General features: G+C 62.0%; 13 protein-coding genes. 12 read left to right on the top strand and 1 reads right to left on the bottom strand.

Going from position 1 to position 14,617, the window contains the following annotated elements:
- The first annotated feature begins 127 nt into the window (after window positions 1-127).
- The 3 genes from TU75_RS05720 (at window position 128) to TU75_RS05730 (ending at window position 2,170) form a co-directional block, all read left to right on the top strand.
- Window positions 128-1,138: a class 1 fructose-bisphosphatase gene (locus tag TU75_RS05720; RefSeq protein ID WP_003237460.1), complete on the top strand. Its 1,011-nt coding sequence runs from the start codon at window positions 128-130 to the stop codon at window positions 1,136-1,138.
- Between the two features lie 177 nt (window positions 1,139-1,315).
- Window positions 1,316-1,570 carry a lipoprotein gene (locus TU75_RS05725; protein ID WP_003237458.1) on the top strand — a complete coding sequence of 85 codons (255 nt, stop codon included), beginning with the start codon at window positions 1,316-1,318 and terminating at the stop codon, window positions 1,568-1,570.
- Between the two features lie 30 nt (window positions 1,571-1,600).
- Window positions 1,601-2,170, top strand: coding sequence for a lipocalin family protein (locus tag TU75_RS05730; protein WP_003237456.1), 570 nt, complete (start codon window positions 1,601-1,603; stop codon window positions 2,168-2,170).
- Between the two features lie 107 nt (window positions 2,171-2,277).
- Here TU75_RS05730 and TU75_RS05735 read toward each other — a convergent pair whose 3' ends face one another.
- Entirely contained in the window at window positions 2,278-3,642 is a 1,365-nt protein-coding gene (locus TU75_RS05735; protein WP_060548408.1) for a formimidoylglutamate deiminase, read from the bottom strand.
- Window positions 3,643-3,788: 146 nt separating this feature from the next.
- Here TU75_RS05735 and hutC point away from each other — a divergent pair, with 146 nt between their 5' ends.
- From hutC to hutH, 9 genes are all read left to right on the top strand, one after another.
- Window positions 3,789-4,499, top strand: a complete 711-nt coding sequence (hutC, locus tag TU75_RS05740; RefSeq protein WP_169895309.1) for a histidine utilization transcriptional repressor HutC — start codon at window positions 3,789-3,791, stop codon at window positions 4,497-4,499.
- Window positions 4,496-5,056, top strand: a complete 561-nt coding sequence (locus tag TU75_RS05745; RefSeq protein WP_060548409.1) for a HutD/Ves family protein — start codon at window positions 4,496-4,498, stop codon at window positions 5,054-5,056. The genes hutC and TU75_RS05745 overlap by 4 nt, the downstream gene beginning before the upstream one ends.
- A 377-nt stretch (window positions 5,057-5,433) precedes the next feature.
- Window positions 5,434-7,104: a urocanate hydratase gene (hutU, locus tag TU75_RS05750; RefSeq protein ID WP_015373550.1), complete on the top strand. Its 1,671-nt coding sequence runs from the start codon at window positions 5,434-5,436 to the stop codon at window positions 7,102-7,104.
- Window positions 7,105-7,188: 84 nt separating this feature from the next.
- Window positions 7,189-8,634 carry a purine-cytosine permease family protein gene (locus TU75_RS05755; RefSeq protein WP_060548410.1) on the top strand — a complete coding sequence of 482 codons (1,446 nt, stop codon included), beginning with the start codon at window positions 7,189-7,191 and terminating at the stop codon, window positions 8,632-8,634.
- A gap of 69 nt (window positions 8,635-8,703) precedes the next feature.
- On the top strand, window positions 8,704-9,657 hold the full coding sequence (locus tag TU75_RS05760; protein WP_015373552.1) for an ABC transporter substrate-binding protein: 954 nt from the start codon (window positions 8,704-8,706) through the stop codon (window positions 9,655-9,657).
- Window positions 9,658-9,729: 72 nt separating this feature from the next.
- Window positions 9,730-10,581 (top strand): ABC transporter permease, encoded by an 852-nt coding sequence (locus tag TU75_RS05765; protein WP_060548411.1) that lies wholly within the window; start codon window positions 9,730-9,732, stop codon window positions 10,579-10,581.
- Window positions 10,578-11,402, top strand: coding sequence for a quaternary amine ABC transporter ATP-binding protein (locus tag TU75_RS05770; RefSeq protein WP_015373554.1), 825 nt, complete (start codon window positions 10,578-10,580; stop codon window positions 11,400-11,402). Before TU75_RS05765 ends, TU75_RS05770 begins: the two co-directional genes overlap by 4 nt.
- A gap of 136 nt (window positions 11,403-11,538) precedes the next feature.
- Window positions 11,539-13,047: an HAL/PAL/TAL family ammonia-lyase gene (locus tag TU75_RS05775; RefSeq protein WP_060548412.1), complete on the top strand. Its 1,509-nt coding sequence runs from the start codon at window positions 11,539-11,541 to the stop codon at window positions 13,045-13,047.
- Window positions 13,048-13,078: 31 nt separating this feature from the next.
- Complete coding sequence (gene hutH / locus TU75_RS05780) at window positions 13,079-14,611, top strand: histidine ammonia-lyase (RefSeq protein ID WP_060548413.1); 1,533 nt, start codon at window positions 13,079-13,081, stop codon at window positions 14,609-14,611.
- The last annotated feature ends 6 nt before the right edge of the window (window positions 14,612-14,617 follow it).

Below are 14,617 nucleotides of genomic sequence, written 5' to 3' on the forward strand. Positions count from 1 at the left end.
TCGCTCCTGCAGCACGGTGCTGCTTTGCGTGAACTCTATTGGCGTTAAATCCTCTGATGAGAGGATTTAAGCCCCGACTCGCGCTAAACTGCGCGGGTTTTCAGCCCCCCATTGTCCGGAGCCTTACATGTCCCGCGTTACCTTGAGTCGCTATTTGATCGAGCAGACCCGCAGCAATAACACGCCTGCCGATCTGCGCTTCCTTATCGAAGTGGTGGCGCGTGCCTGCAAGGAAATCAGCCACGCCGTGTCCAAAGGCGCATTGGGCGGTGTCCTGGGCAGCATGGGCACTGAAAACGTGCAGGGCGAAGTGCAGAAGAAGCTCGACGTGATCTCCAACGAGATCCTGCTCGAAGCCAACGAATGGGGCGGTCACCTGGCCGGCATGGCGTCCGAGGAAATGGACAATGCCTACCAGATCCCGGGCAAATACCCGAAGGGCGCCTACCTGCTGGTATTCGACCCATTGGACGGCTCGTCCAACATCGACATCAACGCACCGGTCGGCACCATCTTCTCGGTATTGCGTTGCCCTAACGAATACCTGAGCCAGAACGAAGCGCTGAACGAAAAGGCTTTCCTGCAGCCAGGCACCGAGCAGGTTGCCGCCGGCTACGCGATCTACGGCCCACAGACCATGCTGGTGCTCACCTTGGGCGACGGCGTAAAAGGCTTCACCCTGGACCGCGAAATGGGCAGCTTCGTACTCACCCACGAAGACATCACCATTCCTGCATCCACTCAGGAATTCGCGATCAACATGTCCAACCAGCGTCACTGGGAAGAACCGGTGACCCGCTATGTTGGCGAGCTGATGGCCGGCGAAGAAGGCCCGTTGAAGAAAAACTTCAACATGCGCTGGGTGGCTGCGATGGTGGCCGACGTGCACCGTATCCTCACCCGTGGCGGCCTGTTCATGTATCCGCGCGACAGCCGCGAGCCTTCCAAGCCGGGCAAGCTGCGCCTGATGTACGAAGCCAACCCGATGTCGTTCCTGGTCGAGCAGGCCGGCGGTGCGTCCACCGACGGCCACCAGCGCATCCTCGACATTCAGCCTGAAGGCCTGCACCAGCGTGTGGCGGTGTTTTTGGGTTCGAAGGAAGAAGTTGAGCGTGTGACGGCGTATCACAAGAAGTAAGCACGGGCGATAAGCAATCCGCCATGTTGTGAGGCGGATCACCCTTGAAGAAGCCCCGAAACGTTTCAGCGTTTTCGGGGCTTTTTTTGTTTTTGCGTGTCGGGAACCAGACCCCCCTTTTCCCTTCTAAGCTTCTGGCAGACACCCATGCTGCTTCGTCCCTCCAGGAGTTTATCCATGTCGTTACGTCGTCTCGCCTTGCTGACTTTTTGCGTGCTGCTCGCCGCTTGCAGCAAGGTCAATCAAGAGAATTTCGCGAAGTTGTCGGCCGGGATGCCCAAGGCCGAGGTGGAGTCGCTGCTGGGTAAGCCAACTGACTGTTCCGGCGCACTGGGTATGTCCAGCTGCACCTGGGGCGATAAGAACAGCTTTATCAGCGTTCAATATGCCGGTGACAAGGTTGTGTTGTTTTCCGGGCAAGGCCTGAAGTAAACCGGGGCGCAAGCCTGCGGGAGAAGAAGAATGATGCGTTTTGTTTTGTTTCTTTGCGCCAGCCTGTTTTTGGCGGGCTGCGCCAGCCATTCTGGCGATGATCTGCAACCCAAGACGGCGAACAACGTCAATCTCAAGCGCTACCAGGGCACCTGGTACGAGCTGGCCCGATTGCCGATGTACTTCCAGCGCAACTGCGCCCAGTCGGAAGCCCGCTACAGCCTGCTGCCGGATGGCGACATGTCGGTGTTCAACCGCTGCCTGACCACCGAGTGGAAGTGGGAAGAAGCCAAGGGCACCGCCACACCGCAAGTGCCGGGCAAGACCGACAAGCTCTGGGTGGAATTCAATAACTGGTTCACCGCGCTGCTGCCGGGCGTTGCCAAGGGCGACTATTGGGTGCTGTACGTCAGCGATGACTACAAGACCGCTATCGTCGGCAGTCCGAGCCGTCGTTACATGTGGATCCTGTCGCGTACACCAACGGTGAGCGCCGACACCCGTGAGGACCTGCTCAGCAGGGCGCGGCAACAGGGCTATGACACCACGCGTCTGATCTTCCGCACCTCGGACAAGCAGATGGCCAAGACCTCTCAATAACACCCCTGAACCCAATGTGGGAGGGGGCTTGCTCCCGATAGCAGTGCGTCAGTCGCTTATTCATGACTGACACGCCGCCATCGGGAGCAAGCCCCCTCCCACATTTTTTATCCGAGTAAAGTTCTCAGCACCTGCGTGAACGCCCTGGCGCTTTGCTCTTCGTCGGCATGATGCCCGTCGCGCACCACCCACTTGCCGTTCACCAGCACATCGCGCACCTGTCGATCCCCCCCGGCGAACAGCCAGCGATTGAGAATCCCATCCTCGCTCGCCGTGGCCAGGTAAGGATCATGACCGTCCAGCACGATCCAGTCCGCCCGCCTGCCCACTTCCAATCGACCAATCGGCTGTCCCAGCGCCTGAGCCCCACCGTCCAGCGCGGCATCGAATAACGTGCGGCCGACCATCGGCTGATCGCGGCGATACAGGCGATTGCGCCGTTGGTCACGCAACCGCTGGCCATATTCCAGCCAGCGCAATTCCTCCACCACGCTCAGCGACACATGGCTGTCGGAGCCGATCCCCATGCGCCCATCCTGGGCAAGAAAATCCACCGCCGGAAAAATCCCGTCGCCCAGGTTTGCCTCGGTGGTCAGGCACAGCCCCGCAATCGCGCGGCTCCTGGCCATGCGCGCGACTTCGTCCGCATCGGCGTGGGTGGCGTGCACCAGACACCAGCGCTCATCGACCTCAACGTTGTCATACAGCCATTGCAGAGGACGCTTGCCGCTCCAGGCCTGGCAATCGTCGACTTCTTTCTGTTGCTCGGCGATGTGGATATGCACGGGGCACGCCTTGTCGCCGGCCGCCAGCACGTCGTGGATCTGCTGCGGGGTGACCGCGCGCAGCGAGTGGAAACACAGGCCCAGTTGCTGCGCCGGTTGCGCTGCCAGGATCGGTCGCAAGCGGGCCTGCAGCTCCAGGTAGCTGTCCGTGCTGTTGATAAACCGCCGCTGTCCCTCGTTCGGCGCCTTGGCACCAAACCCCGAGTGGGTGTAGAGCACTGGCAACAGCGTCAGGCCAATACCGCTGGCGGCTGCTGCCTGACTGATCTGCCGCGACAACTCGGCGCGATCGGCATAGGGCTGACCGCTGACATCGTGATGCACGTAATGAAACTCGGCCACCGAGGTGTAGCCGGCCTTGAGCATTTCGATGTACAGCTGGCGTGCGATCACCTGCAACTGGTCCGGGCTGATCTTGCCAACCATGCGGTACATCAGCTCGCGCCAGGTCCAGAAACTGTCATTCGGGTTGCCCGCCACCTCCGCCAGGCCGGCCATGGCGCGCTGGAAAGCATGGGAATGCAGGTTCGGCATGCCGGCCAACAGCGGGCCTCTGAGCCGCTCGGCACTCTGTGCATCGGCATTGGCCTCGACCCGAGTCAACAGGCCGTCGGTGCCCACCTCAAGGCGTACATCGTTGGCCCATCCATCAGGCAGCAGTGCGCGTTCGGCAAAGAATGCGGACATGATCAGAAGACTCCGGTCGTGTGTTTATTTGTATATACATATACAGACGTTTGCCTGCTCGGTAAACTCCGGCAATCTATGCTTCTTTTTCCCTGCAAGGATTCCCTGTGCCGACTCCGCCTGCCAAGTCTTCGCTGGCTGCCCACATGGACGAAAGTCCGGCGCCCTTGTATGCCCGCGTCAAACAGATGATCAGCCAGCAGATTCTCACCGGCAACTGGCCGCCCCATTACCGCGTGCCGTCGGAAAGCGAACTGGTCAGCCAGTTAGGCTTCAGCCGCATGACCATCAACCGCGCCCTGCGCGAACTCACCGCCGAAGGGTTGCTGGTGCGCATGCAGGGCGTGGGCACATTCGTCGCTGAACCCAAGAGCCAGTCGGCACTGTTCGAAGTGCACAACATTGCCGATGAGATCGCCTCGCGCGGCCATCGTCACACCTGCCAGGTCATCCACCTGTGCGAAGAGGCTGCCGGTTCCGAGCGCGCCGTTGCCCTGGAAATGCGTGAAGGCGGGCGGGTGTTTCACTCGCTGATCGTGCACTACGAAAACGACATTCCTGTGCAAATTGAAGACCGTTTCGTCAACGCCGCAGTCGCGCCGGACTACCTGCAGCAGGACTTCACCCAGCAAACGCCCTACGCGTACCTCAACCAGGTGGCGCCGCTTACCGAAGGCGAGCATGTGGTCGAAGCAATTCTTGCTGACGCCGCCGAGTGCAAACTGCTGCAGATCGAGCCGAGCGAACCCTGCCTGTTGATTCGCCGACGCACCTGGTCGGGCCGTCAGCCGGTAACTGCCGCGCGCTTGATCCACCCCGGTTCCCGGCACAGCCTCGAAGGGCGTTTCAGCAAATGAGTGAAGTCTCTGTCTGGCGCGCCACCGACTACGTGCGCATGCCCTGGAAGAATGGCGGCGGCAGCACCGAAGAAATCACCCGTGACGCAGGCGAAGGCCTCGATGGGTTTGGCTGGCGCCTGTCGATTGCCGACATTGCCGAGTCGGGCGGGTTCTCCACCTTCGCCGGCTACCAGCGCATCATCACCGTGATCAAGGGCGCAGGTATGGTGCTGACCGTGGACGGCCAAGAGCAGCGCGGCCTGCTGCCGCTGCAACCCTTCGCCTTCAGTGGCGACAGCGAGGTGTCCTGTCGCCTGATCACCGGACCGATTCGCGATTTCAACCTGATCTATTCGCCCCAGCGTTATCACGCGCGTTTGCAGTGGGTGGACGGCTTGCAGCGGTTTTTCAGCACGGCGCAGACGGTGCTGGTGTTCAGCGTGGCGGATGAAGTGAAGGTGCTGAACCAGAAGCTGGGTCATCACGACTGCCTGCAAGTGGAGGGTAATACCGGCTTGCTGGATATTTCCGTGGCAGGCCGTAGCTGCATTATCGAACTGACCGCGCGCGGTTAAACATGTGGGAGGGGCTTGCTCCCGATAGCAGTGGGTCATTGCCAAATGGGCTGACTGACACACCGCCATCGGGAGCAAGCCCCCTTTCACATTTTCTCTGCGGTGTTTACAAAACGGCGCACCAATTTGTTACCGAATGCCCCAGCGTGATGCAGCTCCAGTGTTTCGCCCTCGTTAAAAACACCCACCCGGGAAATTTCAAAAAGCCCCCAAAGCCTTAATTCGCAAGGCTCCCGTGTACTCAAAAAAAATTCCCCATGACTGACTCACCGAGTTGGCCGCTCGATTGCATATGCTTGTACATACAAGTAAAGGTGTGTGTAGGACTCTTCTTCCCACACGCCTGTTCGCGCATCGATCGCCGAGGAGTCAGTGTTGTGACCAAGCCTACCCAGTACCGTGACGTCGAAATCCGTGCCGCCCGCGGTAACAAGCTCACTGCCAAAAGCTGGCTGACCGAAGCGCCGCTGCGCATGTTGATGAATAACCTTGACCCGCAAGTGGCCGAGAACCCGAAAGAACTGGTGGTGTACGGCGGCATTGGCCGTGCGGCGCGCAATTGGGAATGCTACGACCAGATCGTCGAAAGCCTTACCCATCTGAATGATGACGAAACCCTGCTGGTGCAATCGGGCAAGCCGGTCGGCGTGTTCAAAACCCACAGCAACGCGCCGCGCGTGCTCATTGCCAACTCCAACCTGGTACCCCACTGGGCCAGTTGGGAACACTTCAACGAGCTGGATGCCAAGGGCCTGGCCATGTACGGCCAGATGACCGCCGGCAGCTGGATCTACATCGGCAGCCAGGGCATCGTCCAGGGTACCTACGAAACCTTCGTCGAAGCGGGTCGCCAGCATTACGATTCGAACCTCAAGGGCCGCTGGGTACTCACCGCCGGTCTTGGCGGCATGGGCGGCGCGCAACCCTTGGCAGCCACCCTGGCCGGTGCATGCTCGCTGAACATCGAATGCCAGCAGGTCAGCATCGATTTCCGCCTGGCCAGTCGTTATGTCGACGAGCAAGCCACCGACCTCGACGACGCCCTGGCCCGTATCGCCAAATACACCCAGGAAGGCAAAGCCATCTCCATCGCCCTGCTGGGCAACGCGGCAGAAATCCTGCCGGAGCTGGTCAAGCGCGGCGTGCGCCCGGACATGGTCACGGACCAGACCAGCGCCCACGACCCGCTCAACGGCTACCTGCCGGCCGGCTGGAGCTGGGACGAATACCGCGCCCGCGCCAAAACCGAGCCGGCCGTCGTGATTCAGGCCGCCAAGCAGTCGATGGCCGTGCATGTCAAAGCCATGCTCGAATTCCAGAAGCAGGGCATCCCGACCTTCGACTACGGCAACAACATCCGTCAGATGGCGCAGGAAGTGGGCGTGGAAAACGCCTTCGATTTCCCGGGCTTCGTGCCGGCCTATATCCGCCCGCTGTTCTGCCGTGGCATCGGCCCGTTCCGTTGGGCCGCGCTGTCGGGCGACCCGCAGGACATCTACAAGACCGACGCCAAAGTCAAAGCGCTGATCCCGGACGACGCCCACCTGCACAACTGGCTGGACATGGCGCGCGAACGCATCAGCTTCCAGGGCTTGCCGGCGCGTATCTGCTGGGTTGGTTTGGGCCAGCGCGCCAAGCTGGGCCTGGCGTTCAACGAAATGGTGCGCAGCGGCGAGCTGTCGGCCCCGGTGGTGATCGGCCGCGACCACCTGGACTCAGGCTCCGTGGCCAGCCCCAACCGCGAAACCGAATCCATGCAGGACGGCTCCGATGCCGTGTCCGACTGGCCGCTGCTCAACGCCTTGCTCAACACCGCGAGCGGCGCGACCTGGGTCTCGCTGCACCACGGCGGCGGCGTGGGCATGGGCTTCTCTCAGCATTCGGGCATGGTCATCGTCTGCGACGGCACCGATGAAGCGGCCGAACGCATCGCGCGGGTATTGCACAACGACCCGGCCACCGGGGTGATGCGGCATGCGGACGCCGGTTACCAGATCGCGATCGACTGCGCCAGGGAGCAGGGCCTCAATCTCCCGATGATCAAATAGGCAATGTGGAAGAGCTTTTGTGGGAGCTGGCTCCCAAAGATGAGCGGTTTTAGTACCCAACACTCCATCAGAGGTTGAACCCACATGGCGGCAAACGACACCCCACCGCTGATCGAAAAACGTTCGATCGACTACATTCCGGAAGCAGAAAGACACGGTCGTCTCTTGAGCCAGTTCACCCTGTGGCTCGGTGCCAACCTGCAGATCACTGCTATCGTCACCGGGGCCCTGGCCGTGGTGTTGGGCGGTGATGTGTTCTGGTCGTTGATCGGTCTGTTGATCGGCCAGCTGATCGGCGGTGGCGTCATGGCCCTGCATGCGGCACAAGGGCCCAAGCTCGGCCTGCCGCAGATGATCTCCAGTCGTGTGCAGTTCGGGGTATACGGCGCGGCCATCCCGATTGTGCTGGTGTGCCTGATGTACCTGGGCTTCACCGCCACCGGCACCGTGTTGTCCGGCCAGGCACTGGGCCAGCTGTTCGGCGTCAGTGACAGCACCGGTATCCTGATGTTCGCCAGTGTCATCGTGCTGGTCACGGTACTCGGCTACCGGGTGATCCATTTTATCGGCCGCGTCGCCAGCGTCATTGGGGTGATGGCGTTTGTCTATCTGTTCAGCCGTCTGATGAGCCAGGCCGACATTGGCGCGCTCCTGCAAATCCGACACTTCAGCTGGAGCAGTTTCCTGCTGGCGGTGTCGCTCGCGGCCTCATGGCAGATCGCGTTCGGCCCTTACGTGGCGGACTACTCACGCTACCTGCCGAGCCGTACGTCCTCACTGAAAACCTTCCTCGCCGCCGGTGCCGGTTCGGTGATTGGCGCGCAGGTGGCGATGATCCTCGGTGTGTTCGCCGCCGCGTTGTCCAACGGGCAATTCGCCGGTCACGAAGTGGCCTACATCGTCGGCCTGGGCGGCACGGGGGCCACCGCTGCGTTGCTGTATTTCAGCATCGCGTTCGGCAAGGTCACGATTTCCACCCTGAACTCCTACGGCAGCTTCATGTGCATCGCGACCATCATCAGCGGTTTTCGCGGTCGTCTCGACGTCACGCGCTGGCAGCGTCTTGGGTTCGTGCTGGTCATCGTCGGCGCGGCAACCCTGATCGCGCTGCTCGGCCAGCACTCGTTCCTCGGTGCGTTCAAGTCGTTCATCCTGTTTCTGCTGGCGTTCTTCACGCCGTGGAGCGCGATCAACCTGGTCGACTATTACTGCATCACCCGCGAGCGCTATGACGTGCCGGCCCTGGCCGATCCGAACGGACGCTACGGGCGTTGGAACCTGCTGGGCATCAGCGTCTATGTATTTGGCGTGCTGGTGCAGTTGCCGTTCATCTCCACCAAGTTCTACACCGGGCCGCTGGTGGCCGCCCTCGGTGACGTGGATATCTCCTGGATCATCGGCCTGGTGCTGCCCGCCGGCCTGTATTACCTGTGCGCAAAAAAATGGCACAGCGCTGTACCTGACCACCTGATCCTGCCGCCAGAGCAGGGCGCTGCGCCAATAATAACCAGGCCGGTTGCACAGGCCTGATGGGACGTGGACAGGGCAGGACGCCTACTGACTGCCGTCATCCATTTCAAGATTGGGAGCGTCACCACAATGAAAATACATAAGACCCTGCTGGCCACTCTGTTCTTGGCAAGCGCCGGCGCCCAGGCTGCCGGTTGGTGCGAATCCGGCAAGCCGGTGAAGTTCGCAGGCCTCAATTGGGAAAGCGGCATGTTGCTGACCGACATCCTGCAAACCGTGCTGGAAAAAGGCTACGACTGCAAAACCGACAGCCTGCCGGGCAACTCCATCACCATGGAAAACGCCCTGAGCAGTAACGACATTCAGGTATTCGCCGAAGAGTGGGTGGGCCGCAGCGAAGTCTGGAACAAGGCCGAGAAGGCCGGCAAGGTCGTGGGCGTTGGCGCGCCTATCGTCGGTGCGATCGAGGGCTGGTACGTGCCGCGTTACGTGATCGAAGGCGACGCCAAGCGCAAGCTCGCCGCCAAGGCGCCGGACCTGAAGAACATCGCGGATCTCGCCAAGTACGCCTCAGTGTTCAAGGACCAGGAAGAGCCGTCCAAGGGCCGCTTCTACAACTGCCCGGCCGGCTGGACCTGTGAGCTGGACAACAGCGAAATGCTGAAAAGCTACGGTCTGGAGAGCACCTACACCAACTTCCGCCCAGGCACCGGCCCGGCGCTGGATGCGGCGGTGCTGTCGAGCTACAAGCGTGGCGAGCCGATCCTGTTCTACTACTGGTCGCCGACGCCGCTGATGGGTCAGGTCGACCTGGTCAAGCTGCAGGAAAAACCCGGCGTGGATAAAAGCGTGAGCATCAAGGTCGGCCTGTCCAAGGCATTCCACGAGCAGGCGCCGGAACTGGTGGCCGTGCTGGAAAAGGTCAACCTGCCCATCGACCTGCTCAACCAGAACCTGGGTCGCATGGCCAAGGAACGTATCGAATCGCCGAAACTGGCGAAAATATTCCTCAAGGAACATCCTGAGGTCTGGCACGCCTGGGTCAGCGACGAGGCCGCCAAAAAAATCGACGCGGCCTTGTAGGTCAAGCGCGTCCGGCTACCCTGAAGGGCTGGCCGGGCGCCCGGCCACAACCCATTGGACCGAGAGCACGCTATGTTTCCCGAGAGTTTTACGTTTTCCATCGCCGACTGGGTCAACGGTTGGGTGGACTCATTGGTCACCCACTACGGCGATGTGTTCCGGCACATCTCCGACACCCTGCTGTGGGCCATCGTCAACCTGGAAGGTCTGCTGCGCGCCGCGCCCTGGTGGCTGATGCTGGCGATTGTCGGCGCCATTGCCTGGCACGCCACGCGCAAGGTAGTCACCACCGCCGTGATCGTCGGTTTGCTGTTTCTGGTGGGCGCCGTGGGCCTGTGGGACAAGCTGATGCAAACCCTGGCGCTGATGATGGTGGCCACGGTGATCTCGGTGTTCATCGGCATTCCGCTGGGCATCCTGTCGGCGCGCAGCAATCGCCTGCGTGCGGTGCTGATGCCGCTGCTCGACATCATGCAGACCATGCCCAGCTTCGTGTACCTGATCCCGGTGCTGATGCTGTTCGGCCTGGGCAAGGTGCCGGCGATTTTCGCCACGGTGATCTACGCCGCGCCGCCGCTGATTCGCCTCACTGACCTGGGCATTCGCCAGGTTGACCGCGAAGTGATGGAAGCCATCAACGCCTTTGGCGCCAACCGCTGGCAGCAACTGTTCGGCGTGCAATTGCCGCTGGCCCTGCCGAGCATCATGGCCGGTATCAACCAGACCACCATGATGGCGTTGTCGATGGTGGTAATCGCCTCGATGATCGGCGCCCGTGGCTTGGGTGAAGACGTATTGGTCGGCATCCAGACCCTCAACGTTGGCCGTGGTCTTGAAGCCGGCCTTGCGATTGTGATTCTCGCGGTGGTCATCGACCGCATTACCCAGGCCTATGGTCGTCCACGGCATGAGGCGAGCAAATGAGTACCGTCAGCAAAATTGAAGTCAGGAACGTATTCAAGATTTTCGGCAATCGATCCAAAGACGCGCTGGCCATGATCGGCCAGGGCAAGACCAAGGATGAGGTGCTGGCCGAAACCGGTTGCGTGGTCGGCGTGAATGACCTGTCCCTGAGCATCGCCACCGGTGAGATCTTTGTGATCATGGGGTTGTCGGGTTCCGGCAAGTCGACCCTGGTGCGCCACTTCAACCGCCTGATCGACCCCACCAGCGGCGCGATCCTGGTGGACGGTGAAGACATTCTGCAACTGGACATGGATGCCCTGCGCCAATTGCGTCGGCACAAAATCAGCATGGTGTTCCAGAGCTTCGGCCTGCTGCCGCACAAGAGCGTGCTCGACAACGTTGCCTATGGCCTCAAGGTGCGCGGCGAAACCAAACAAGTGTGTGCCGAGCGTGCCCTGCACTGGATCGAAACCGTAGGCCTCAAGGGCTACGAAAACAAATACCCGCACCAGCTTTCCGGTGGCATGCGCCAGCGCGTCGGCCTGGCCCGCGCGTTGGCGGCCGACACCGACATCATCCTGATGGACGAAGCCTTCAGCGCCCTCGACCCGCTGATCCGCGCCGAGATGCAGGACCAGTTGATCGAGCTGCAAAAGACCCTGCACAAGACCATCGTGTTCATCACCCATGACCTGGACGAGGCCGTGCGCATCGGCAACCGCATTGCGATCCTCAAGGACGGCAAGCTGATCCAGGTGGGTACGCCGCGCGAGATTCTGCACTCGCCGGCGGATGAGTATGTAGACCGGTTCGTTCAGCGACGGGCGGCGGTGGTCTGATCAGGGTTTTGTAGTGAGCCGGCCGGCCTCATCGCAGGCAAGCCAGCCCACACATTTGGAATGCATTTCCCTGTGGGAGCTGGCTTGCCTGCGATGAGGCCAGTGAAGCTGCAAAGCAATTGAAGAAGGTACAAAGATGCCCCAGCTCGCAACAATTCTCATCGCCGACGCCCCCCTGCGCTGGCAGGACGTGGTCGCCGTCGCCCGCCACGGCGCCGTGTTCGAACTCTCTGACCAGGCCTGGGCGCGCATCGACAATGCCCAGGCCATCGTGCAGCGCATCGTCGCCAGCGGCGAGCGCGCCTATGGCGTCAACACCGGGCTGGGTGCGCTGTGCAACGTGTCGCTTGAGGGCGAGCAGCTCAGCCAGCTGTCGCGCAACACCCTGCTGAGCCACGCCTGCGGCGTCGGCCCGGCACTGAGTGACGAGCAGACCCGTGCGATCATCTGCGCCGCCATCATCAACTACAGCCACGGCTACTCCGGCCTGCATCGCCAGGTGGTGCAGGCGCTGCTGGCGTTGCTCAACCACGGCATCACCCCGCAAGTGCCGTCCCAGGGTTCGGTGGGTTACCTGACCCATATGGCCCATGTCGGCGTAGCCTTGCTGGGGATTGGCGACGTGAGCTATCGCGGGCAGATCATTGCGGCGCAAGACGCATTGAAAGCCGAAGGGTTGCAGCCCGTGATACTCGGCGCAAAGGACGGCCTGTGCCTGGTCAACGGCACGCCATGCATGACCGGCCTGAGCTGCCTGGCCCTGGCTGACGCGCATCATCTGCTGCAATGGGCCGACGTGATCGGCGCCATGAGCTTCGAGGCCCAGCGCGGCCAGCTCGATGCGTTTGACGAAGAGATCCTCGCCCTCAAGCGCCACCCCGGCATGCAGCGCGTCGGCCATAACCTGCGCGCGCTGCTCGACGGCAGTGAGGTGATCGCCGCGAGCAGGGGCATCCGCACGCAGGACGCCCTGAGCCTGCGCTCGATCCCGCAGATCCACGGTGCCTCGCGCGATCAGGTGGAACACGCCACCCGCCAGATCGAAACCGAGCTCAACGGCGCTACCGACAACCCGCTGCTGCTTGGCACGCCGGACCATTACCGCGTGGTGTCCCAGGCCAACCCCCACGGTCAGTCCGTGGCCATGGCCGCCGACCTGCTCGCCATCGCCATGGCCGAAATCGGCGCGGTGGCCGAGCGCCGCCTGGACCGCCTGATCAACCCGCACGTCAGCGGCCTGCCGGCCTTTCTGGTGAGCGACCCCGGGGTGAACTCGGGGATGATGATCGCGCAATACGTCGCTGCGTCGCTGTGCGGGCAGAACCGGCAACTGGCGCAACCGGCGGTGCTCGACAACTTCGTTACCTCGGGCCTGCAGGAAGACCACCTGAGCCTGGGCACCAACGCCGCGCTCAAGTTGCACCAACTGCTGGCCAACGTGACCCGGATTCTCGCCATTGAGTACCTGCTGGCCGCCCAGGCGTTCGAGTTTCTCAAGGACCAACGCTTCGGCGCAGGCACCGACCGCGCCTGGCGTCTGCTGCGCGAGGTCGTCCCCGCGTATGAGCAGGACCGCTGGCTGGCGCCGGACATTGAAGCCGCCGCCAGGGTGCTCACCGACACTGCATTGCCGAATTTGTATTGAAATCAAAAAATAATTCACAAGGAGCATCAACGTGACTGCACTCAATCTGATTCCAGGCCAACTGAGCCTTGCCCAACTGCGCACCGTCTACCAGCAGTCGGTCACCCTCAGCCTGGATGACAGTGCATCGAGCCAGATCGAAGCCAGCGTCGCCTGCGTGGAACAGATTCTCGCCGAGAACCGCACCGCCTACGGCATCAACACCGGGTTCGGCCTGCTGGCCTCGACCCGCATCGCCAGCGAAGACCTGGAAAACCTGCAGCGCTCACTGGTGCTGTCCCACGCCGCCGGCGTCGGCGAGCCGATCAGCGACGCATTGGTGCGGCTGGTCATGGTGCTCAAGGTCAACAGCCTGAGCCGTGGCTTTTCCGGGATCCGTCGTCAGGTCATCGACGCGCTGATTGCGTTGATCAACGCCGAGGTCTACCCGCACATTCCGCTCAAGGGGTCGGTGGGTGCCTCCGGTGACCTCGCGCCCTTGGCGCACATGTCTCTGGTGCTGCTGGGCGAGGGCAAGGCGCGCTACAAAGGCGAATGGCTGACGACCGTGGACGCGCTGAAAATCGCCGGCCTCACGCCGCTGACCCTCGCCGCCAAGGAAGGTTTGGCGCTGCTCAACGGCACCCAGGTGTCCACCGCCTATGCCTTGCGTGGGCTGTTCGAAGGCGAAGACCTGTTTGCCGGCGCCCTCGTCTGCGGCGGTCTCACGGTGGAGGCGGTGCTGGGCTCGCGCTCGCCATTCGACGCGCGTATTCATGCCGCGCGCGGCCAGCGTGGGCAGATCGATGCGGCGGCGGCCTACCGGACGCTGCTGGGTGACAGCAGCCAGGTGTCGCAGTCGCACCAGAACTGCGACAAGGTGCAGGACCCATACTCCCTGCGCTGCCAGCCGCAAGTGATGGGCGCCTGCCTGACCCAGTTGCGCCAGGCGGCCGAAGTGCTGGTGGTCGAAGCCAACGCTGTGTCGGACAACCCGCTGGTGTTCGCCGCCGAGGGCGACGTGATCTCCGGTGGCAACTTCCACGCCGAGCCGGTGGCGATGGCCGCCGACAACATGGCGCTGGCGCTGGCTGAAATCGGCGCGCTGAGCGAGCGGCGCATCTCGCTGATGATGGACAAGCACATGTCGCAATTGCCGCCGTTTCTGGTGGGCAATGGCGGGGTCAACTCCGGTTTCATGATCGCCCAGGTCACGGCTGCCGCGCTGGCCAGCGAAAACAAGGCCCTGGCCCATCCCCACAGCGTCGACAGCCTGCCCACTTCCGCCAACCAGGAAGACCATGTGTCGATGGCCCCGGCGGCCGGCAAGCGTCTGTGGGAAATGGCCGAGAACACCCGAGGTATCCTTGCCGTGGAGTGGCTGGCAGCCTGCCAGGGCCTGGACCTGCGCGATGGCCTCAAAACCTCGCCGGTGCTTGAACAGGCCCGAGGCTTGCTGCGCGATAAAGTGGCGTTTTATGACAAGGATCGTTTTTTTGCCCCGGACATCATCGCCGCCAGCGAACTGCTTGCCAGCCGCTGCCTCAATGAGCTGGTGCCGGCGCCGTTGCTGCCGAGTCTGTAACGAGGA

The organism is Pseudomonas poae (assembly GCF_001439785.1).
GTDB classification, from domain to species: domain Bacteria; phylum Pseudomonadota; class Gammaproteobacteria; order Pseudomonadales; family Pseudomonadaceae; genus Aquipseudomonas; species Aquipseudomonas poae.

Excerpts from the sequence above, each read along its gene's own strand:
- TU75_RS05720 (WP_003237460.1), top strand. The coding sequence starts at position 128 with ATGTCCCGCGTTACCTTGAGTCGCTATTTGATCGAGCAGACCCGCAGC.
- TU75_RS05725 (WP_003237458.1), top strand. The coding sequence starts at position 1,316 with ATGTCGTTACGTCGTCTCGCCTTGCTGACTTTTTGCGTGCTGCTCGCC.
- TU75_RS05730 (WP_003237456.1), top strand. The coding sequence starts at position 1,601 with ATGATGCGTTTTGTTTTGTTTCTTTGCGCCAGCCTGTTTTTGGCGGGC.
- TU75_RS05735 (WP_060548408.1), bottom strand. The coding sequence starts at position 3,642 with ATGTCCGCATTCTTTGCCGAACGCGCACTGCTGCCTGATGGATGGGCC.
- hutC (WP_169895309.1), top strand. The coding sequence starts at position 3,789 with ATGGACGAAAGTCCGGCGCCCTTGTATGCCCGCGTCAAACAGATGATC.
- TU75_RS05745 (WP_060548409.1), top strand. The coding sequence starts at position 4,496 with ATGAGTGAAGTCTCTGTCTGGCGCGCCACCGACTACGTGCGCATGCCC.
- TU75_RS05755 (WP_060548410.1), top strand. The coding sequence starts at position 7,189 with ATGGCGGCAAACGACACCCCACCGCTGATCGAAAAACGTTCGATCGAC.
- TU75_RS05760 (WP_015373552.1), top strand. The coding sequence starts at position 8,704 with ATGAAAATACATAAGACCCTGCTGGCCACTCTGTTCTTGGCAAGCGCC.
- TU75_RS05765 (WP_060548411.1), top strand. The coding sequence starts at position 9,730 with ATGTTTCCCGAGAGTTTTACGTTTTCCATCGCCGACTGGGTCAACGGT.
- TU75_RS05770 (WP_015373554.1), top strand. The coding sequence starts at position 10,578 with ATGAGTACCGTCAGCAAAATTGAAGTCAGGAACGTATTCAAGATTTTC.
- TU75_RS05775 (WP_060548412.1), top strand. The coding sequence starts at position 11,539 with ATGCCCCAGCTCGCAACAATTCTCATCGCCGACGCCCCCCTGCGCTGG.